The sequence below is a fragment of the Streptomyces sp. MGP-BFMKR1 genome (assembly GCF_057766585.1).
Genome location: NZ_CM173408.1, coordinates 1,131,803 through 1,151,554, shown reverse-complemented (window position 1 = coordinate 1,151,554; position 19,752 = coordinate 1,131,803). Strand labels below are relative to the sequence as shown.

Genomic DNA, 19,752 nt, shown 5'->3' with positions numbered 1-19,752 from the left:
CCGGCTAACCCCGGCCGCCCGGCGCCCGTCCGTCGACCGCCGCCGGACGTGGCTCGGCCCGGCTGCCGGCGGGAGCGCCGGCGCCCCTCGGGGCCGGGGCGAACGGGCAGGCGACGTCCGCCACCCGCTCGTCGGGGGACGAGGCCGTCGCCCAGTTCGGGTGGTACACCTCGCGCGAGGGGCCGCCGCGAGCGTGCCCCCGCGCGTGGAGCCAGGCGCCGACCGCGTCGTGGGCGGCGGCCATCGCCGCGTACCCGGTGTCCCGCCGGGCCAGGGCGGTGTACGCCTCGCGGTGGGCGGGCTCGACGCGCACCGCGATCCGCGGGCCCGGTTCGACCGGGCTCTGGGTCGGGACGCACACCTCGACCAGCCCGTCGGAGTCCTCGCCGACCAGGCCGTGGTACGCGGCGAACACCGGCCCCGACAGACAGGCGCCGGCCTGCCGGAGGTGGTCGAAGAGGACCTCGGTGGCCTCGGCGAGGAAGCCGGGCAACTCCACGGCGCCCACGTGCCGCCGGACGCAGACGACCTTCTGCTCGGGCACGTCGCGCCCGGCGATGGCGTACGGGGCCGGGCCGTCGCCGGTCAGCACGTGGCGCGCGTAGGCGACGGCCGCCCGGCGGGCGGCGTGCTCGGCCCGCCGCTCACGCCAGTAGGCGTCGAGCAGCCGCGTCGAGCGCGCGTCGTCGGCGTCCAGCACCTCGGCGACGCGGGCCAGCGGCATGCCCGCCGCGCGCAGCAGCGCGATGCGGCGGGCCCGCTCCACCTGGTCGGGCCCGTAGCGGCGGAACCCGGTGCGCGGGTCGACGTGCGCGGGTGAGAGCAACCCCCGGTCCCCGTACAGCCGCAGCGCCTTGGGGCTCAGCCGCGTGCGGCCCGCCAGCTCCCCGATGGTGATCAGTTCCCCGGTGGTCTGTTCCTCGTTCACTTCCTCGTTCACGCGGCCACTGTGCCCCCTGCCCCAGGGGCAGAGGCAACGCCCCAGGGTGGGGGGATTTCGGGCCGGGCCCGGGGCCGCCTCCGCCGGGCGGCTGGCCTCCGGTCGGCGCGGCCCGCCGGGCGTGTTCCGACCACTCAACGAGCCACCCACCCCGGATTGGCCCTTGCCGCCAGGGGCCACCAGCGGGTTTTGTCAGAGGTGTAGCACTATCGGCCCGAACCTGGACCGGAAGGCCATTCCGACCCTCGTTTCGAACGGGCCTACGATAGGACCATTCGCGCTATTCGTATCGAGTGAGGTCACACCGTGTCGAGCACGTCCCCCAGCACGCCTGAAACCGCTTCCCAGCACCCCGAGACCGGCACCGCCCGCGTCAAGCGCGGCATGGCCGAGCAGCTCAAGGGCGGCGTGATCATGGACGTCGTCACGCCGGAGGAGGCGAAGATCGCCGAGGACGCGGGCGCCGTCGCGGTGATGGCCCTGGAGCGCGTCCCGGCCGACATCCGCAAGGACGGCGGCGTGGCCCGGATGTCCGACCCGGACATGATCGACGGGATCATCAGCGCCGTCTCCATCCCCGTGATGGCCAAGTCCCGCATCGGCCACTTCGTCGAGGCCCAGGTGCTCCAGTCGCTCGGCGTGGACTACATCGACGAGTCCGAGGTCCTCACCCCCGCCGACGAGGTCAACCACAGCGACAAGTGGGCCTTCACCACCCCGTTCGTCTGCGGCGCCACCAACCTGGGCGAGGCCCTGCGCCGCATAGCCGAGGGCGCGGCCATGATCCGCTCCAAGGGCGAGGCCGGCACCGGCAACGTCGTCGAGGCCGTGCGCCACCTGCGCCAGATCAAGGGCGAGATCGGCCGACTGCGCTCGCTCGACCACAACGAGCTGTTCGCCGCCGCCAAGGAGCTGCGCGCCCCGTACGAGCTGGTCAAGGAGGTCGCTGAGCTGGGCAAGCTGCCGGTCGTGCTGTTCTCCGCCGGCGGCGTGGCCACCCCCGCCGACGCCGCGCTCATGCGCCAGCTCGGCGCCGAGGGCGTCTTCGTCGGCTCGGGCATCTTCAAGTCCGGCGACCCGGCCAAGCGCGCCGCCGCCATCGTGAAGGCCACCACCTTCTACGACGACCCCAAGGTCATCGCGGACGCCTCCCGCGACCTGGGCGAGGCCATGGTCGGCATCAACTGCGACACCCTCCCCGAGTCGGAGCGCTACGCCAACCGCGGTTGGTGAGCCGGCCCCGGCCGATGTGAGCGGCGGGTGGCCCCGCCCCAGCGCGGGGCCGCCCCCGGCGCCCCGCCAGCAGGCGGGCCGCCACCCCGCCGCCCCCGCCCACCGCGGTCCCGGCCCCGCGCCCCGACCGCTGTCCCACCCGCTTACTCCTGCGAGGTCCCACCCCGTGTCCCGCACCCCCACCGTCGGCGTCCTCGCCCTCCAGGGCGACGTCCGCGAACACCTCATCGCGCTGGCCGCGGCCGACGCCGTGGCCCGCCCCGTACGCCGCCCCGAAGAGCTCGACGAGGTGGACGCCCTGGTGATCCCCGGCGGCGAGTCCACCACGATGTCCAAGCTCGTCGGCGTCTTCGGCCTGCTGGAACCGCTGCGCGAGCGGGTACGGGCGGGGCTGCCGATGTACGGCACGTGCGCGGGCATGATCATGCTGGCCGACAAGGTCCTCGACGGCCGGGACGACCAGGAGACCCTCGGCGGCGTCGACATGACCGTGCGCCGCAACGCCTTCGGCCGGCAGAACGACTCCTTCGAGGCGGCCGTCGAGGTCAAGGGCGTCGAGGGCGGCCCCGTGGACGGCGTGTTCATCCGCGCGCCCTGGGTCGAGTCCGTCGGCGCCTCGGTCGACGTGCTGGCCGTGCACGACGGCCACACCGTCGCCGTCCGCCAGGGCAACGTGCTCGCCACGTCCTTCCACCCGGAGCTGACCGGCGACCACCGCATACACGCCCTGTTCGTGGACATGGTGCGCGAGCGCTGAGCCCCGCCACCCGGCCCGGCTCCGCGCGCCCCGCGCCGGAAGAGCGGCCCGAGCCCGCTCGAACCCCCGCGAAGACCCGCCCGGAGTCCGGGCACGGCCGGGCCCGGTGATCCCGGTAGGATCGCAGGCGTTGGTAAGGATTTTGGTTACGCGAAGGAGACAGGCGGATGTCCGGCCACTCTAAATGGGCTACGACGAAGCACAAGAAGGCCGTGATCGATGCCAAGCGCGGCAAGCTCTTCGCGAAGCTGATCAAGAACATCGAGGTCGCCGCGCGGACCGGCGGAGCCGACCCGGACGGCAACCCGACCCTCTTCGACGCCATCCAGAAGGCCAAGAAGAGCTCCGTGCCGAACAAGAACATCGACAGCGCGGTCAAGCGCGGTGCGGGTCTTGAGGCGGGCGGCGCCGACTACGAGACGATCATGTACGAGGGCTACGGCCCGAACGGCGTCGCGGTGCTCATCGAGTGCCTGACGGACAACCGCAACCGCGCGGCCTCGGACGTGCGCGTGGCCATGACCCGCAACGGTGGCTCGATGGCCGACCCGGGCTCGGTCTCGTACCTGTTCCACCGCAAGGGCGTAGTGATCGTCCCCAAGGGCGAGTTGGCCGAGGACGACGTGCTCGGCGCCGTGCTCGACGCGGGCGCCGAGGAGGTCAACGACCTCGGCGAGACGTTCGAGGTGATCAGCGAGGCCACCGACCTGGTAGCCGTGCGCACCGCGCTCCAGCAGGAGGGCATCGACTACGACTCGGCCGATGCCAACTTCGTGCCCACCATGCAGGTCCAGTTGGACGAGGAGGGCGCGCGCAAGATCTTCAAGCTCATCGACGCGCTGGAGGACAGCGACGACGTGCAGAACGTCTTCGCCAACTTCGACGTGTCGGACGAGGTCATGGAGAAGGTCGACGCCTAGCCTGCGCATCGGGCCGTACGGCTGAGCCAGCGCGGCCGAACCCGCGCCGCGGCCCAGCCGCACTGTCCGGGGCGCGAGGCGCAGCCGCCACCGGGCCGACGGGACGCCCCCGTCGGCCCGTCGCGTTGTCACAGCCAGCGGCTACTGTGCCTGTTCGGGGGGACACCCCCACAGATGTGCGACGCATACGTCAGTGAGGGGGAGGGCGCGCGATGCGGGTGCTCGGCGTGGACCCAGGGCTGACCCGGTGCGGCATCGGCGTCGTCGACGGCGTCGCGGGCCGCCCGCTGCGGATGGTGGACGTCGGCGTCATCCGCACCGCGGCCGACGCCGACATCGGGGAGCGACTGGTGCTCATCGAGCGTGGCATCGAGCAGTGGTTGGAGACGCACCGGCCGGAACTGGTCGCGGTGGAGCGGGTGTTCAGCCAGCACAACGTGCAGACCGTGATGGGCACGGCCCAGGCGAGCGCCGTGGCCATGCTGTGCGCCGCCCGCCGCGGACTGCCGGTCGCGCTGCACACCCCCAGCGAGGTCAAGGCCGCCGTGACCGGCTCGGGCCGCGCCGACAAGGCGCAGGTCGGCGCCATGGTCACCCGCCTGCTGCGGCTGGACGCGCCCCCGAAGCCGGCCGACGCGGCCGACGCCCTCGCGCTGGCCATCTGCCACATCTGGCGGGCCCCCGCGACCAACCGCCTCCAGCAGGCCGTGGCCGCGCACCGACAGGCCCAGGCGCCGGCCGAGCGGCCGGCCACGCCCCCGCAGTCCGGCCCGCCGGCCGCCCGCCGCGCCGCCGCCCGCCGCGCGGCCCCCGCTCCCGCCTCCGCTCGCACCCGGAAGGGCCCCGCATGATCGCGTTCGTCCAAGGACAGGTGGCCGCCCTCGCCCCCGACCTCGCCGTCATCGAGGTCGGCGGCGTCGGCATGGCCGTGCAGTGCACCCCGGCCACGCTGGCCGCGCTGCGCGTGGGCAAGCCCGCCCGGCTGGCCACCTCGCTCGTGGTCCGCGAGGACTCGCTGACCCTCTACGGCTTCGCCGACGACGACGAGCGCCAGGTCTTCGAACTCCTCCAGACCGCCAGCGGAGTTGGGCCGCGGCTCGCGCAGGCCATGCTGGCCGTGCACGCCCCCGACGCGTTGCGCCGGGCGGTCGCCGGCGGCGACGAGAAGGCGCTGACCGCCGTCCCGGGCATCGGCAAGAAGGGCGCCCAACGGCTGCTGCTCGAACTCAAGGACCGACTCGGCGACCCCACCGGCGGCGCCGGCGGCGTGGGCGTGGGCAGCGCGGTCACCGCCAGTTGGCGCGACCAGTTGCACGGCGCGCTGATCGGCCTCGGCTACGCCACCCGCGAGGCCGACGAGGCCGTGGCCGCCGTCGCGCCGCAGGCCGAGCAGGCCGTGGCCAGCGGCGCCGAGCCCCAGGTGGCCACGTTGTTGCGGGCCGCCCTGCAGACCCTGGGCCGAGGTCGCTGAGGGCCACCGGCCCGGCACCGCGCGCACACCGAGAAAGGACGTCATGAACGGGGACGACACCCACGGCGAGCATGCGACGGAGCTGACCGGGCCGACCGGCCCCGTCGGCCCGGGCGCCGATCGACTGTTGGGCGCCGAGGCGGACGGCGAGGAGCAGGCCATCGAGGCCGCGCTGCGACCGAAGGACCTGGGCGAGTTCGTCGGCCAGGAGCGCGTCCGCGAACAGCTCGACCTGGTGCTGCGCGCCGCCCGCCAGCGCGGCGCCACGGCCGACCACGTCCTGCTCTCCGGCGCGCCCGGCCTGGGCAAGACCACTCTTTCGATGATCATCGCGGCCGAGATGGGCGCCCCCATCCGGATCACCTCGGGCCCCGCCATCCAGCACGCCGGAGACCTCGCCGCGATCCTCTCCTCCCTCACCGAGGGCGAGGTGCTCTTCCTCGACGAGATCCACCGCATGTCGCGCCCCGCGGAGGAGATGCTCTACATGGCGATGGAGGACTTCCGCGTCGACGTGATCGTCGGCAAGGGTCCTGGCGCCACCGCCATCCCGCTGGAACTCCCGCCGTTCACCCTGGTCGGGGCCACCACCAGGGCCGGTCTGCTGCCGCCGCCGCTGCGCGACCGCTTCGGCTTCACCGGGCACATGGAGTTCTACGGCGCCCCCGAGCTGGAGCGCGTCATCCACCGCTCCGCGCGGCTGCTCGACGTCGAGATCGACGCCGAGGGCGCCATCGAGATCGCCGGCCGGTCCCGGGGCACGCCGCGCATCGCCAACCGCCTGCTGCGCCGGGTGCGCGACTACGCGCAGGTCAAGGCCGACGGCGTGATCACCCAGGAGATCGCGTCCCGGGCCCTCGCGGTCTACGACGTGGACGGGCGCGGCCTGGACCGGCTCGACCGCGCCGTACTGACGGCACTGCTCAAGCTCTTCGGCGGCGGCCCGGTGGGCCTGTCCACCCTGGCGGTCGCGGTGGGGGAGGAGCGCGAGACGGTCGAGGAGGTGGCCGAGCCCTTCCTCGTCCGGGAGGGACTGCTCGCCCGCACGCCGCGCGGCCGGGTCGGCACCCCGGCGGCCTGGGCCCACCTGGGCCTCACCCCGCCGCAGGGGACGGGGAGCGGCGGCGTGCAGTCGGGACTGTTCGACGGGTGACGGCGCGGACAGTGGTCCGGTCAGGAACCCCGGTGCCATGCTGGGCGTTGTTCCTTAGGCGCGGGCTCGCTTAGACTCCGCCGATGCCGTCCGTTCAGTGCGGCGCACCCACCCCCGTATACCAGGCCGTGCATTCGCGGTCGTGCGAAGGAAATTCCGTCCCGTGAATATCGTGACTCTCCTGCCGTTCATCGTGCTCATCGGGGCCATGTTCCTGATGACCCGATCGGCCAAGAACAAGCAGCGCCAGGCGGCGCAGATGCGTGACCAGCTCCAGCCGGGCACCGGCATCCGGACCATCGGCGGCATGTACGCCACGGTCAAGGAGGTTCACGACGACACGCTCCTGCTTGAGGTCGCGCCGGGCGTGCACGCCATTTACGCGAAGAACTCGGTGGGTGCCGTTCTCGACGACGCCGAGTACAACCGCATCGTGCACGGCATCGAGTCCGAGCACGACGACGCCCCCGTGGTTCCCGACGACGCTTCCTCCCTGACCGAGGCCGAGGGCGACGACGACCGGCGAGTTGACATGACCAAGGGTGACGCCGCGGACGAGACCGGTGCCGCGGGTGCCGCCGACGCCGACGCGTCCCGACCCGAGGACGCTGACGCCAAGCCGGAGGACCGCAAGGGGTCCGGCAACGACGACGCGAAGTAGTCGCGCTTCGGACGCCGCGTGACACCACCGCTCGGTGCGCAGCGGCTACGAGACGGTCTAGGCTCCGGCGGGGGCACGTCCCCACATCACTTCGTGGCCGCCCGGCGCACACCCGTAGCCGGGCGGTTGGACAGGGAGAAACGAAAAGGTGGCAGCACCGAAGAAGGGCCGTAGGTCCCCCGGGGCCCAAGGCAGGCCCGGTCGTGCCCTCGTCGGGATCTTGGTCGCCATGGTGGCGCTGGTCGGAGGGATGTTCCTCTCCGGCAACACCACCCCGCGGCTGGGCATCGACCTCGCGGGCGGCACCAGCTTCACGCTGGAGGCCAAGAACGAGCCCGGCAAGCCCAACGCGATCACCAGCGCCAACATGGACACCGCCGTGAACATCATGGAGCGGCGCGTCAACGGGCTTGGTGTGTCCGAGGCCGAGGTCCAGACCCAGGGCAGTAAGCACATCATCGTCAACATCCCCAAGGGCACGGACGCCGACCAGGCCCGGGAGCAGGTCGGCACCACGGCCAAGCTCGGCTTCCGCCCGGTGCTGTCCATCGGTGACCCCAAGCCCACCAAGGACCCAGGCGGCGTCCCCAAGCCGAACGAGACCCCGGACAAGGGCGACGACGGCAAGAAGCCACCGCAGGGGGACAAGGGCGACAAGGACGGCGACAAGGGCGACGGGGACTCCGACAAGAGCGACGCCACGAAGCCGACCTCCACCCCCACCACCCAGGGCCGGGCCGTCCCCAGCGCGCTGCGCAAGGCGCCCACCCCCACGCCGACGCCCACCGGCGACGCCCCGCAGAAGCCGACGAAGGAACAGGCCGACCAGGCCAAGCAGGCCGAGGAGCTGCAGAAGCAGTTCGCGGCGCTGGACTGCACCAACCCCAAGGCCCGCTCCGCCGCCAGCTCGAAGGCCGCGAGCCGGCCGACGGACCAGCCGATCGTCGCGTGTGACCGCAAGGGCCAGGCCAAGTTCATCCTGGGCCCCGTCGAGCTCGAGGGCGACCGCGTCGAGGACGCCTCCGCGGTCTTCAGCGCCCAGGGCGGCTCCGGCTGGATCGTCCAGCTCGACTTCGACGGCAAGGGCGGCAAGCAGTTCGGCCAGATCACCGGCGAGCTGGCCAAGCAGCAGTCCCCGCAGAACCAGTTCGGCATCGTCCTGGACGGCGAGGTCGCCTCGAACGCCGAGGTCACCTTCGCGATCAAGGGCGGCAAGGCGGAGATCTCCGGTGGCTTCAAGCAGGGTGAGGCCGAGGACCTGGCCAACATCCTGTCCTACGGTTCGCTGCCGCTGACCTTCGACATCGTCGACGAGACCACCGTCTCCTCCGCCCTCGGCGAGGAGCAGTTGCGGGCCGGCCTGATCGCGGGCGCCATCGGCCTCGCGCTGGTCATCCTGTACATGGTCATCTACTACCGGGGTCTGGCCCTGGTGGCCATCGCCAGCCTCGCGGTCTCCGCCACGCTCACCTACTCGCTCATGGTGTTGCTCGGCGAGGCGATCCAGTTCGCCCTGAACCTCCCGGCCGTCTGTGGCGCGATCGTGGCCATCGGTATCACCGCGGACTCGTTCATCGTGTACTTCGAGCGCGTACGGGACGAGATCCGCGAGGGCCGTACGCTGCGGCCCGCCGTGCAGCGCGGCTGGCCCCGCGCCCGGCGCACCATCCTCGTCTCCGACTTCGTGTCGTTCCTGGCCGCCGCGGTGCTCTTCATCGTCACGGTGGGCAAGGTGCAGGGCTTCGCGTTCACGCTGGGCCTGACGACGCTGCTGGACGTCGTGGTGGTCTTCTTCTTCACCAAGCCGCTGATGACGATCCTCGCCACCCGCAAGTTCTTCGCGACCGGGCACCCCTGGTCGGGCCTCGACCCGAAGCGGCTCGGCGCCAAACCGCCGCTGCGCTCCCGCCGCCGCCCCGCCGCCCCCGCCGACACGAAGGAGGCGTGAGATGTCTCGACTCGGCAGTCTCGGCGCCAGGCTCTACCGCGGTGAGGTCGGCTACGACTTCGTCGCCAAGCGGATGATCTGGTACGGCCTCTCCATCCTGATCACCATCACGGCCATCGTGGGCCTGTCGGTGCGCGGCCTGCACATGGGCATCGAGTTCTCCGGCGGCGCGGTCTTCACCACGCCCAAGACCAGCATCTCGGCCGACGAGGCCCGGGACAAGGCGGAGGAGTCCGCCGAGGGCCACACGGCCATCGCCCAGAAGCTCGGCAACGGCGGCCTGCGCATCCAGATCAGCGATCTGGACACCGAGGCCGCGCAGCCGGTCCAGAAGGCGCTCGCCAAGGAACTCGGCGTCGAGAGCTCGAAGATCAACACCCAGCTCGTGGGACCCAGTTGGGGTGAGGAGATCGCCAAGAAAGCCTGGCAGGGCCTGGCGATCTTCATGCTCCTGGTGGTGATCTACCTCGCCATCGCCTTCGAGTGGCGGATGGCGTTGGCCGCCCTCATCGCGCTGGTGCACGACCTCACGATCACGGTCGGCGTGTACGCGCTGGTCGGCTTCGAGGTCACCCCGGGTACGGTGATCGGTCTGTTGACCATTCTCGGTTACTCGCTGTACGACACCGTCGTCGTCTTCGACGGTCTACGCGAGGGCGCGAAGGGCCTCACCAAGCAGACCCGCTACACCTACAGCGAGATCGCCAACCGCAGCCTCAACGGCACCCTGGTGCGTTCCATCAACACCACCGTGGTGGCGCTGCTGCCGGTCGCGGCGCTGCTGTTCATCGGCGGCGGCTTCCTGGGCGCCGGCATGCTCAACGACATCTCGCTGGCGCTCTTCGTCGGCCTCGCGGCCGGCGCGTACTCCTCGATCTTCATCGCCACTCCGCTGGTCGCCGACCTGAAGGAGCGGGACCCGCAGATGAAGGCCCTGGCCACCCGGGTGCGCGCCAAGCGCGCCGCGGCGGCTGCCAGGGCCGAGTCGTCCGGCAAGGCCGCGCCGGCCGACGACGCGGACGACGAGGACCCCGAGGACCCCGAGGACGTGGACCCGCAGGACGCGGCGGACGAGGAGGCCGAGCGCGAGGAGGCCGCCGCTGCCGGGGTGGTGGGCCAGCGCGGCACCCAGCCCGCCCGCCCGCAGTCGTCCACCCGTAACCAGCCGGGCCGCAACCGCGGGCGGGGCCGTCCGTCGGGCAAGCGCCGATGAGCGGGGCCGAGGTCACCGACCTGAGCGCCGGCGGGCCGCGACCGGCGGCCGTCGGGCTCGACCCCGACGAGCTGCGGACGCTGCTGCTCAGCCGCATCCACGACGTCCCGGACTACCCGCGGCCCGGGGTGGTGTTCAAGGACATCACCCCGCTGCTGGCCGACCCGGCCGCCTTCGGCGCGCTGACCGACGCCCTCGCGGCCCTGTGCCGCACCTACCGGGCGGACAAGGTCGTCGGCCTGGAGGCCCGTGGCTTCATCCTGGCCGCGCCGGTCGCGGTCCACGCCGGCGTGGGCTTCGTGCCGGTGCGCAAGGCGGGCAAGCTGCCGGGGGCGACCCTGCGGCAGGCGTACGACCTGGAGTACGGGACGGCCGAGATCGAGCTGCACGCCGACGCCCTGCGCCCCGGTGATCGAGTTCTAATCATCGACGACGTTCTGGCCACCGGCGGCACCGCCGAGGCGTCCCTGCACCTCATCCGGCGGGCCGGGGCCGAGGTCGCGGGTGTCGCGGTCCTGCTGGAACTCGGATTCCTCGGCGGCAGGCAGCGGCTTCAGGCCAGCCTGGACGGTGCCCCGCTGGAGGCGCTGACCACCGTCTGACCTGCGTGAACCGCCACGAGGCGGGTACCTGGCAAGCCCCGGGTACCCGCCTTCGGCATGCCGGAGTGGGCGCCGTGGCGGGACAATGGGTGTGGCGGGATCGATACCATGGCCGTCCGACTCCCGTTTCGGACCGGTCCCGCTTGAGGAGTGCTCTTGCCAGACGAGGCCAAGCCGCTGACCGCCGCACACCCCGCCGAGCCGAACGCCGCGGGTGGCGGGGCGGCTGAAAACGCGCCCAAGAAGGGCGGCGGCGCGTCCAGCCCCGGGCCGAAGCCGGGGCCCAAGCCTCCGGCGGCGCTGCCCACCGGGGGGCCCAACACGAACGTGCCGGCCCGCCCCCAGCCGCCCGGGCCCACGCCCCGGCAGGGCTCGTCGAACCGGGTGCGCGCCCGCCTGGCCCGGCTCGGCGTGCAGCGCTCCAGCCCGTACAACCCGGTCCTCGAGCCCCTGCTGCGGATCGTGCGGAGCAACGATCCCAAGGCCGACACCTCCACGCTGCGCCAGATCGAGCGCGCGTACCAGGTCGCCGAGCGGTGGCACCGGGGGCAGAAGCGCAAGAGCGGCGACCCGTACATCACGCATCCGCTGGCCGTCACCACCATCCTCGCCGAGCTGGGCATGGACCCGGCGACGCTGATGGCCGGCCTGCTGCACGACACGGTCGAGGACACCGAGTACGGCCTGGACACCCTGCGCCGCGACTTCGGTGACCAGGTCGCGCTCCTGGTGGACGGCGTCACCAAGCTCGACAAGGTCAAGTTCGGCGAGGCGGCGCAGGCCGAGACCGTGCGCAAGATGGTCGTGGCCATGGCCAAGGACCCGCGGGTGCTGGTCATCAAGCTGGCCGACCGTCTGCACAACATGCGCACCATGCGCTACCTCAAGCGGGAGAAGCAGGAGAAGAAGGCCCGCGAGACGCTGGAGATCTACGCCCCGCTGGCGCACCGGCTGGGCATGAACACCATCAAGTGGGAGCTGGAGGACCTCGCCTTCGCGATCCTCTACCCCAAGATGTACGACGAGATCGTGCGCCTGGTGGCCGAGCGCGCCCCCAAGCGGGACGAGTACCTGGCCGTCGTCACCGACCAGGTCCAGGGTGACCTGCGGGCGGCCCGGATCAAGGCGACCGTCACCGGGCGGCCCAAGCACTACTACTCGGTGTACCAGAAGATGATCGTCCGCGGCCGGGACTTCGCGGAGATCTACGACCTGGTGGGCATCCGGGTCCTGGTGGACACCGTCCGCGACTGCTACGCGGCGCTCGGCACCATCCACGCGCGGTGGAACCCGGTGCCCGGGCGGTTCAAGGACTACATCGCGATGCCCAAGTTCAACATGTACCAGTCGCTGCACACGACGGTCATCGGGCCCAGCGGCAAGCCGGTCGAGCTGCAGATCCGCACGTTCGACATGCACCGCCGCGCCGAGTACGGCATCGCCGCGCACTGGAAGTACAAGCAGGAGGCCGTCGCCGGCGCCTCGAAGGTGCGCACCGACGTGCCCAGGAGCAAGGGCGACCGGCAGGACACCGTCAACGACATGGCGTGGCTGCGGCAACTCCTGGACTGGCAGAAGGAGACCGAGGACCCGGGCGAGTTCCTGGAGTCGCTGCGCTTCGACCTCTCCCGCAACGAGGTCTTCGTCTTCACGCCGAAGGGCGACGTCATAGCGCTGCCGGCGGGCGCGACGCCGGTGGACTTCGCGTACGCCGTGCACACCGAGGTCGGCCACCGCACCATAGGCGCCCGCGTCAACGGCCGCCTGGTGCCCCTTGAGTCGACGCTGGACAACGGTGACCTGGTGGAGGTCTTCACCTCCAAGGCCCCGGGCGCCGGCCCCTCGCGCGACTGGCTGGGCTTCGTCAAGTCGCCCCGGGCCCGTAACAAGATCCGTGGCTGGTTCTCCAAGGAGCGCCGGGACGAGGCCATCGAGCAGGGCAAGGACGCCATCGCCCGCGCGATGCGCAAGCAGAACCTGCCGATCCAGCGCATCCTGACCGGCGACTCGCTGGTCACCCTCGCGCACGAGATGCGCTACTCGGACATCTCCTCGCTGTACGCCGCCATCGGCGAGGGCCACGTCACCGCGCAGAACATCGTGCAGAAGCTGGTGCAGGCGCTCGGCGGCGAGGACGCGGCGTCCGAGGACATAGCGGAGTCCACGCCGCTGCGCTCCCGCACCAAGCGCCGCTCCAGTGCCGACCCGGGCGTGGTCGTCAAGGGCGTCGAGGACGTGTGGGTCAAGCTCGCCCGCTGCTGTACGCCGGTGCCGGGCGACCCCATCATCGGCTTCGTGACCCGCGGCAGTGGCGTGTCCGTGCACCGGGCCGACTGCGTCAACGTGGACTCGCTGTCCCAGCAGCCGGAGCGCATGCTCGACGTGGAGTGGGCGCCCACCCAGTCGTCGGTCTTCCTGGTGGCCATCCAGGTCGAGGCGCTCGACCGGTCGCGGCTGTTGTCGGACGTGACCCGGGTCCTGTCCGACCAGCACGTCAACATCCTCTCCGCCGCCGTGCAGACCTCCCGCGACCGGGTGGCCACCTCGCGCTTCACCTTCGAGATGGGTGACCCCAAGCACCTGGGCCACGTGCTCAAGGCCGTCCGGGGCGTCGAGGGCGTCTACGACGTCTACCGGGTGACGTCGGCCCGCAGGCCCTGACCTCCCGTACGACCGGCACGCCGTGTGCCGCGAGCGCGAGGAGCGCGAGGGCGGGTCTCCCGCATGGGTCAGGGGCGGGCCGGGCCGTTCGGGCCGGAGACGGCGCCGAGCTGGGTCAGGCCGTCCAGGATGTCGGTGCAGGTCCAGTACTCGCACAGCCTGCCGTCGGCCGCGCGGAGCAGGTCGTGGCCGCTGAAGGCGATCTTCGTGCCGACGGGGGCGGTGGCGTGCGGGATGCCGCCGGTGTACGTGGCGCGCAGCGTCCAGCGGGCGGCGATCAGGTCGCCCTCGACGATCGGTCCGAGGTCGACGCTGAGGTCCACGTCGCCGAAGGCGGCCATGGTCTGCTCGATCTCGGGCAGCAGCCGCTCCGGCCCGGTGGTCGCCTCGGAGTCGCTGCCGTCGGGTCGTGCCTGGTGGACGACGAAGCCGGAGTCGAGGATGTCGGCGGCGTGGCTGAAGTCGCCGCGCCACAACTGGCTCCAGCGGTCGTAGAGGGCGCGGAGTTGCTCGGGGGAGTGCGTGGACACGGGTTCTCCTGGGAGGCGTGGTAGAAAGTTCTGCATCACACATCATCTGCGTGACGCAGATATAAGCCCCACGGAGGTCTGTGTGTCAACCGGAACCCGCGCGGAGGCGCTCGCGGCGGTCACCGCCGCCGCCCGGCGGCACCACGCCGCCTACACCCTGTTCAACCAGGCCATGGCCGAGCGGCTCGGCCTACACCCCACGGATCTGCAGTGCGTGAGCCTGCTCGGCCTGGAGCCCCGGCCGCGCACCATCGGCGAGATCGCGAAGCTGACCGGGCTGACCTCCGGCTCGGCCACCCGCCTGGTGGACCGGCTGGAGCGGGCCGGCCTCGTCGCGCGCCAACCCGACCCGGACGACCGGCGCAAGATGCTGGTCACGCTCACCGCCCACCGCGCCCCGGAGGTCGAGGCCGCCTGGGCGGAGCCCGGCAGGGCCTTCGACCGGGCCCTGGACGACTTCACCGACCCGGAACTCGCGGTGGTCGAGCGGTACCTGCGTCGTATCACCGAGGTCGGTAGCGAACAGACCGAACGCATCCAACGAGGCTGATCCCGGGGCCTGTTGGGAACCTCGGGCGAGCGCGGCGCCGCCCACCGGCGCGATGCGCCACGCGCGCGGGCGTACGCGTGGCGCGACGCCGGCGGCGTGCGGCCCGGCGCTGGCCCATCGCCGTGACCGCCGTGCCCGTAGGGCCGCGTCAGCGCGTGGCAGCGGGCGCGTCAGGGCCGTGACAGGGGGGTGTCAGGCCCGGTGGCGAGCACATCGGCTACCCGACGACGGGCCCTGCGGACCCGGGGCGCCCGCCGGCCCACCGCACGCCGAGCCGTCCGCGCGGACGCGCGTGCTCGGGTACGGGCCCAACCCCGCCGGCCCGCCCGGGCCGTGGCCCGCGCGACGTCGGCGCGCTACCAGCGCCCGCACGCAACGAGGGTCCCGGCACGCCATCGCGTACCGGGACCCTCGTCGTGCCCGCCCTCTGGTGCCCGCGGGGGCGGGCGGCAGCGTCAGCCGCCGAACTCCTGGAGACCCTTCAGGGCCTGCTCAAGGAGTGCCTGGCGACCGTCAAGCTCCTTGGCGAGCTTGTCCGCCTTGGCGTTGTTGCCCGCCGCCCTGGCCTTGTCCACCTGGTCCTGGAGCTTGTCCACGGCCGCCTGGAGCTGGCCGGTCAGTCCAGCGGCGCGGGCCCGGGCCTCCGGGTTGGTGCGCCGCCACTCCGACTCCTCGCTCTCCTGGATGGCCCGCTCGACGGCGTGCATCCGGCCCTCGATCTTCGGCCGGGCGTCGCGCGGCACGTGGCCGATGGCCTCCCAGCGCTCGTTGATCGACCGGAACGCGGCCCGCGCCGCCTTCAGGTCCGTGACCGGCAGCAGCTTCTCCGCCTCGATGACGAGCTCTTCCTTGCGCGTCAGGTTCTCCCGCTGCTCGGCGTCGCGCTCCGCGAACACCTCGCCACGGGCCTGGAAGAAGACGTCCTGCGCGCCCCGGAAACGGTTCCACAGGTCGTCCTCGGCCTCGCGCTGCGCGCGCCCGGCGGCCTTCCAGTCCGTCATCAGCTCGCGGTACCGGGCCGCGGTGGGGCCCCAGTCCGTGGACTTCGACAGCGCCTCCGCCTCCGCGACCAGCTTCTCCTTGGCCTTGCGGGCCTCCTCGCGCTGGGCGTCCAGCGAGGCGAAGTGGGCCTTGCGGCGCTTGGAGAACGCCGAGCGGGCGTGCGAGAAGCGGTGCCACAACTCGTCGTCCGTCTTACGGTCCAGACGCGGCAGCCCCTTCCAGGTGTCCACCAGGGCCCGCAACCGCTCGCCCGCCGCCCGCCACTGCTCGCTGGCGGCCAACTCCTCGGCCTCGGTGACCAGCGCCTCCTTGGCCTTACGCGCCTCGTCGGACTGCTTGGCCTTGGCGGCCTTGCGCTCCTCGCGGCGCGCCTCGACCGTCTGCACCAGCTTGTCGAGCCGCTGCCGCAACGCGTCCAGGTCGCCGACGGCGTGGTGCTCGTCCACCTGCTGGCGCAGGTGCTCGATGGCGGCGGTCGCGTCCTTCGCCGATAGGTCGGTGGTCTTCACCCGACGTTCGAGGAGGCCGATTTCGACAACCAGGCCCTCGTACTTGCGCTCGAAGTAGGACAGGGCTTCCTCGGGGGAGCCCGCCTGCCAGGAACCGACGACCCGCTCGCCATCGGCCGTACGCACGTACACGGTCCCCGTCTCGTCGACGCGGCCCCATGGGTCGCTGCTCACAGCGCCTCCTCCACATGATGCCGGCGCGGGCGCGCGGCCCGCGGGCATCGTCCACGGTTTACTCCCGGCCTGGCAGCGCCGGGCCGGTCCGACGAGCTGCTGGGGTACCGATTCGGCAGGGCGGCAGCCGTCGGAGCAGGCACCCTACACAACGCAAACATAGGCGACCGGTGGCCCGGCTGTCCGTATCCAGCGCGACCGAAATTTCGCAGTACGCGCGTCAGTGCGCTCCCGCGCGGGAGCGCGCGGGCATGCGGACGGAGCGCCGCGCGGGCGGCGCCGGCGCCCGGCACCGACGTCAAGAACGCTTGACGGTCGCCTTGTTGATCACCACGGTGGCGATCGGCGCGGTGTTCCCCGTCTGTGGGTCGGGGGCCGTCGCGCCGGCCTTGGTGATCTTCTTCAGCACGTCCTGGCCGCCCTTGAGCGTGCCGAACGGCGTGTAGTACGGAGGCAGCTCGCTGTCCTGGTACACGATGAAGAACTGGCTGCCGCCGCTGTCCTCGTTCTTGCTCTCACCCTTGGGCGGCTGCGGGTTGTAGCGGTTGGCCATGGCGATCGTGCCCGCCGGGTAGACGTTCCCCTTGAGCTTCGGGTCCTTCAGGTTCTCGTCCGGGATCGTGTAGCCGGGCGTGCCGGTGCCGTCGCCCTTGGGGTCGCCGCACTGCAACACGTAGATGCCCTGGTCGGTCAGGCGGTGGCACCTGGTGTGGTCGAAGTACCCCTTGCCGGCCAGGAAGTTGAAGGAGTTCACCGTGTGCGGGGCGTTCTTCGCGTCCAGCCCGATGGTGATGTCGCCGCAGGTGGTCGCCAGCTCCATCGTGTAGTCGGCCGACTTGTCGATGGTGAGCTTGGGCTCCTTCTTCCAGGTCTGCCCCGACGGGGTGCCCGGGGCCGGCTTGGCGCACGGGTCGGCGACGGTGTCCTTCTTGTCCTTGCCGTTGTCGTCCGAGTCGAAGAGGCCCACCGCCGCCACCACGAGCCCGGCGACCAGCGCCAGGACGATGCCGCCCGCGATCGCGGCGTTGCGCTTCTGTGTCTTCGACCGGGCGGCGGCCTTGCGCTGCTGCTGACGCTCCAGCTTCTCGCGGGCGAGCTGCCGTCGCCGCTGCTCCTGACTGACCACCGGGTCTACTCCTCCAACTGTCACGCCGCGCCATTGCCGCGCGGCGACTGCCGTGTGTGCGTCCCCCGGCGCGGCTTCCCGGCGCTGGCCGGTGCCGTGCTCGCGGGTCCGTGACGGTCCTCCGTCCGCCCCGCCCGCCGGTGGCGCGGGCCGCCCGCTGGCGGCCGTCCGCCGGCGCATGGCCGTACCGTATAGCGGTTCGCTGTGGCCCGTGCGCCGCAGGTAGGCTCTTCGCACGCCGACTTTCCGCCCCGGCGTCACGGCCACCGCGCCGACCGCCGGACCACCTGAAGGACGATCGTGCTCATTGCTGGGTTCCCTGCCGGGGCCTGGGGGACCAACTGCTACCTGGTCGCCCCCGCCGCCGGCGAGGAGTGCGTGATCATCGACCCGGGCCACCAGGCCGCCGAGGGCGTCGCGGAGACCATCGCCAAGCATCGGCTCAAGCCCGTGGCCGTCATCCTCACCCACGGCCACATCGACCACGTGGCCTCGGTGGTCCCGGTGTGCGGGGCGCACGACGTACCGGCCTGGATCCACCCGGCCGACCGCTACATGATGAGCGACCCGGAGAAGGCGCTCGGCCGCTCCATCGGGATGCCGCTGATGGGGGAGCTGACCGTCGGCGAGCCCGACGACGTCAAGGAGCTCTCCGACGGCGCGGCCCTGAACCTGGCCGGTCTCGAGCTGTCCGTCGCGCACGCGCCCGGCCATACCAAGGGGTCGGTGACCTTCCGGCTGCCCGAGAGCGCCGACGTCCCGTCGGTGTTCTTCTCGGGCGACCTGCTCTTCGCCGGCTCCATCGGACGCACCGACCTGCCCGGCGGTGACCACGCCGAGATCCTCCAGTCGCTGGCCCGCGTGTGCCTGCCACTCGACGACTCGACCGTGGTGCTGTCCGGTCACGGTCCCCAGACCAGCATCGGCCAGGAGCGCGCCACCAATCCGTACCTGCGGCAGGTGGCCGCCGGCCTCGGAGGCGGCCCGGCCGCCCCGCGACGAGGAATGTGACGACCTACCCCGTGAACGCCTTCACCGCCCCCAAGGGCACGTACGACCTGACCCCGCCGGACTCCGCGACCTTCCTCGCGGTCCGCGAGGCGCTCGCCGCCCCGCTGCGCCGCTCCGGGTACGGCTACATCGAGACCCCCGGCTTCGAGCACGTCGAACTCTTCTCGCGCGGCGTCGGTGAGTCCACCGACATCGTGACCAAGGAGATGTACACCCTCACCACCAAGGGCGGCACCGAACTCGCGCTGCGCCCCGAGGGGACCGCCTCCGTGCTGCGCGCCGCCCTGGAGCGCAACCTGCACAAGGCCGGCAACTTGCCGGTCAAGCTCTGGTACTCGGGCTCGTACTACCGCTACGAGCGCCCCCAGGCGGGCCGCTACCGGCACTTCTCGCAGGTCGGCGCCGAGGCGATCGGCGCCGAGGACCCGGCCCTGGACGCCGAGTTGATCATCCTGGCCGTGGACGCCTACCGCTCGCTGGGGCTGCGCGACTTCCGCGTCCTGCTGAACTCGCTGGGCGACAAGGAGTGCCGGCCGGCCTACCGCGAGGCGCTGCAGGGCTTCCTGCGCGGGCTCGACCTCGACGAGGACACCCGGCGGCGGATCGAGATCAACCCGCTGCGGGTGCTCGACGACAAGCGGGAGGCCGTGCGCAAGCAACTCGTCGGCGCCCCCGCGCTGCGCGACCACCTGTGCGAGGCGTGCAAGGTCTACCACGAGCGCGTACGCCAGTTGTTGACGGCCGCGGGCGTCGTCTTCGAGGACGACGAGAAGCTGGTGCGCGGGCTCGACTACTACACGCGTACCACGTTCGAGTTCATTCACGACGGGCTCGGTTCGCAGTCCGCGGTGGGCGGCGGTGGGCGTTACGACGGCCTGTCCGAGATGATCGGCGGCCCGGCCCTGCCGTCGGTCGGCTGGGCGCTCGGCGTGGACCGCACGGTGCTCGCGCTGCGCGCCGAGGGCGTGGAACTGGAGCTGCCGGCGGCCACCGAGGTGTACGCGGTGCCACTCGGCGATGCGGCCAGGGACGTGCTCTTCGACCTGGTCACAGCCCTGCGCCGGGCCGGCGTCGCCGCCGACTTCGCCTTCGGCGGCAAGGGTCTGAAGAACGCCATGAAGTCCGCGAACCGCTCCGGCGCCAGGTTCGCCCTGGTCGCGGGGGAACGCGACCTTGCCGAGGGCGTCGTCCAGTTGAAGGATCTGGAGAGCGGGGACCAGACGCCTGTCGCCCTGGACGCCGTCGTGGAGGAACTGCGCGCACGGCGCGGTTGATTCACAGGTGCCTGGTG

General features: G+C 72.1%; 18 protein-coding genes. 14 read left to right on the top strand and 4 right to left on the bottom strand.

Translation table 11 applies throughout. The annotated features are described in order from the left end of the window. Positions 1–4: 4 nt before the first annotated feature. The gene (locus tag AC3CHW_RS04260; protein ID WP_488469604.1) at positions 5–940 is read right to left on the bottom strand and encodes a MerR family transcriptional regulator; all 936 of its coding nucleotides are present in this window, start codon (positions 938–940) and stop codon (positions 5–7) included. A 306-nt stretch (positions 941–1,246) separates the two neighbouring features. Between AC3CHW_RS04260 and pdxS the strand changes: the two genes are divergently transcribed. The 11 genes from pdxS to AC3CHW_RS04205 all read left to right on the top strand — a co-directional run bounded on the left by pdxS (position 1,247) and on the right by AC3CHW_RS04205 (position 13,559). Further along, complete coding sequence (pdxS, locus tag AC3CHW_RS04255) at positions 1,247–2,173, top strand: pyridoxal 5'-phosphate synthase lyase subunit PdxS (RefSeq protein ID WP_176164978.1); 927 nt, start codon at positions 1,247–1,249, stop codon at positions 2,171–2,173. 166 nt (positions 2,174–2,339) lie between these two features. Continuing rightward, a complete protein-coding gene (gene pdxT, locus AC3CHW_RS04250) occupies positions 2,340–2,930 on the top strand; it encodes a pyridoxal 5'-phosphate synthase glutaminase subunit PdxT (RefSeq protein ID WP_176164979.1) in 591 nt (196 codons plus the stop codon). A gap of 167 nt (positions 2,931–3,097) precedes the next feature. Next, positions 3,098–3,850: a YebC/PmpR family DNA-binding transcriptional regulator gene (locus AC3CHW_RS04245; RefSeq protein ID WP_187059726.1), complete on the top strand. Its 753-nt coding sequence runs from the start codon at positions 3,098–3,100 to the stop codon at positions 3,848–3,850. 212 nt (positions 3,851–4,062) lie between these two features. Further along, positions 4,063–4,701 (top strand): crossover junction endodeoxyribonuclease RuvC, encoded by a 639-nt coding sequence (gene ruvC / locus AC3CHW_RS04240; RefSeq protein ID WP_488469603.1) that lies wholly within the window; start codon positions 4,063–4,065, stop codon positions 4,699–4,701. Further along, positions 4,698–5,321 (top strand): Holliday junction branch migration protein RuvA, encoded by a 624-nt coding sequence (ruvA, locus tag AC3CHW_RS04235; RefSeq protein WP_398606776.1) that lies wholly within the window; start codon positions 4,698–4,700, stop codon positions 5,319–5,321. Before ruvC ends, ruvA begins: the two co-directional genes overlap by 4 nt. A gap of 43 nt (positions 5,322–5,364) precedes the next feature. Continuing rightward, the gene (ruvB, locus tag AC3CHW_RS04230) at positions 5,365–6,474 is read left to right on the top strand and encodes a Holliday junction branch migration DNA helicase RuvB (protein WP_232544377.1); all 1,110 of its coding nucleotides are present in this window, start codon (positions 5,365–5,367) and stop codon (positions 6,472–6,474) included. Positions 6,475–6,637: 163 nt separating this feature from the next. After that, positions 6,638–7,135, top strand: a complete 498-nt coding sequence (gene yajC, locus AC3CHW_RS04225) for a preprotein translocase subunit YajC (RefSeq protein ID WP_381157678.1) — start codon at positions 6,638–6,640, stop codon at positions 7,133–7,135. 148 nt (positions 7,136–7,283) lie between these two features. After that, positions 7,284–9,083: a protein translocase subunit SecD gene (gene secD, locus AC3CHW_RS04220; protein WP_398606778.1), complete on the top strand. Its 1,800-nt coding sequence runs from the start codon at positions 7,284–7,286 to the stop codon at positions 9,081–9,083. A gap of 1 nt (position 9,084) precedes the next feature. Next, a complete protein-coding gene (gene secF / locus AC3CHW_RS04215; RefSeq protein ID WP_488469602.1) occupies positions 9,085–10,296 on the top strand; it encodes a protein translocase subunit SecF in 1,212 nt (403 codons plus the stop codon). Beyond that, positions 10,293–10,898, top strand: a complete 606-nt coding sequence (locus AC3CHW_RS04210; protein ID WP_488469601.1) for an adenine phosphoribosyltransferase — start codon at positions 10,293–10,295, stop codon at positions 10,896–10,898. The genes secF and AC3CHW_RS04210 overlap by 4 nt, the downstream gene beginning before the upstream one ends. A gap of 156 nt (positions 10,899–11,054) precedes the next feature. Next, positions 11,055–13,559 (top strand): RelA/SpoT family protein, encoded by a 2,505-nt coding sequence (locus AC3CHW_RS04205; RefSeq protein WP_398606781.1) that lies wholly within the window; start codon positions 11,055–11,057, stop codon positions 13,557–13,559. 68 nt (positions 13,560–13,627) lie between these two features. On the opposite strand, the gene AC3CHW_RS04200 is transcribed toward AC3CHW_RS04205, so the two are convergent. Beyond that, positions 13,628–14,089 (bottom strand): ester cyclase, encoded by a 462-nt coding sequence (locus tag AC3CHW_RS04200; RefSeq protein ID WP_488469600.1) that lies wholly within the window; start codon positions 14,087–14,089, stop codon positions 13,628–13,630. A gap of 82 nt (positions 14,090–14,171) precedes the next feature. Here AC3CHW_RS04200 and AC3CHW_RS04195 point away from each other — a divergent pair, with 82 nt between their 5' ends. Further along, the gene (locus AC3CHW_RS04195) at positions 14,172–14,639 is read left to right on the top strand and encodes a MarR family winged helix-turn-helix transcriptional regulator (protein WP_488469599.1); all 468 of its coding nucleotides are present in this window, start codon (positions 14,172–14,174) and stop codon (positions 14,637–14,639) included. 455 nt (positions 14,640–15,094) lie between these two features. On the opposite strand, the gene AC3CHW_RS04190 is transcribed toward AC3CHW_RS04195, so the two are convergent. Together AC3CHW_RS04190 and AC3CHW_RS04185 are read right to left on the bottom strand one after the other, a co-directional pair. Beyond that, a complete protein-coding gene (locus tag AC3CHW_RS04190) occupies positions 15,095–16,324 on the bottom strand; it encodes a DUF349 domain-containing protein (RefSeq protein WP_488469598.1) in 1,230 nt (409 codons plus the stop codon). A 298-nt stretch (positions 16,325–16,622) separates the two neighbouring features. After that, positions 16,623–17,450, bottom strand: a complete 828-nt coding sequence (locus AC3CHW_RS04185) for a peptidylprolyl isomerase (protein WP_488469597.1) — start codon at positions 17,448–17,450, stop codon at positions 16,623–16,625. A gap of 300 nt (positions 17,451–17,750) precedes the next feature. On the opposite strand from AC3CHW_RS04185, the gene AC3CHW_RS04180 reads away from it, so the two are divergent. Both AC3CHW_RS04180 and hisS read left to right on the top strand, forming a co-directional pair. Further along, positions 17,751–18,461: an MBL fold metallo-hydrolase gene (locus AC3CHW_RS04180; protein WP_488469596.1), complete on the top strand. Its 711-nt coding sequence runs from the start codon at positions 17,751–17,753 to the stop codon at positions 18,459–18,461. 11 nt (positions 18,462–18,472) lie between these two features. Beyond that, positions 18,473–19,735 (top strand): histidine--tRNA ligase, encoded by a 1,263-nt coding sequence (gene hisS, locus AC3CHW_RS04175; protein ID WP_176166556.1) that lies wholly within the window; start codon positions 18,473–18,475, stop codon positions 19,733–19,735. Positions 19,736–19,752: the final 17 nt, after the last annotated feature.

Coding starts and splice junctions, on each gene's coding strand:
- AC3CHW_RS04245 (WP_187059726.1), top strand. CDS start 3,098: ATGTCCGGCCACTCTAAATGGGCTACGACGAAGCACAAGAAGGCCGTG.
- ruvC (WP_488469603.1), top strand. CDS start 4,063: ATGCGGGTGCTCGGCGTGGACCCAGGGCTGACCCGGTGCGGCATCGGC.
- ruvA (WP_398606776.1), top strand. CDS start 4,698: ATGATCGCGTTCGTCCAAGGACAGGTGGCCGCCCTCGCCCCCGACCTC.
- ruvB (WP_232544377.1), top strand. CDS start 5,365: ATGAACGGGGACGACACCCACGGCGAGCATGCGACGGAGCTGACCGGG.
- secF (WP_488469602.1), top strand. CDS start 9,085: ATGTCTCGACTCGGCAGTCTCGGCGCCAGGCTCTACCGCGGTGAGGTC.
- AC3CHW_RS04210 (WP_488469601.1), top strand. CDS start 10,293: ATGAGCGGGGCCGAGGTCACCGACCTGAGCGCCGGCGGGCCGCGACCG.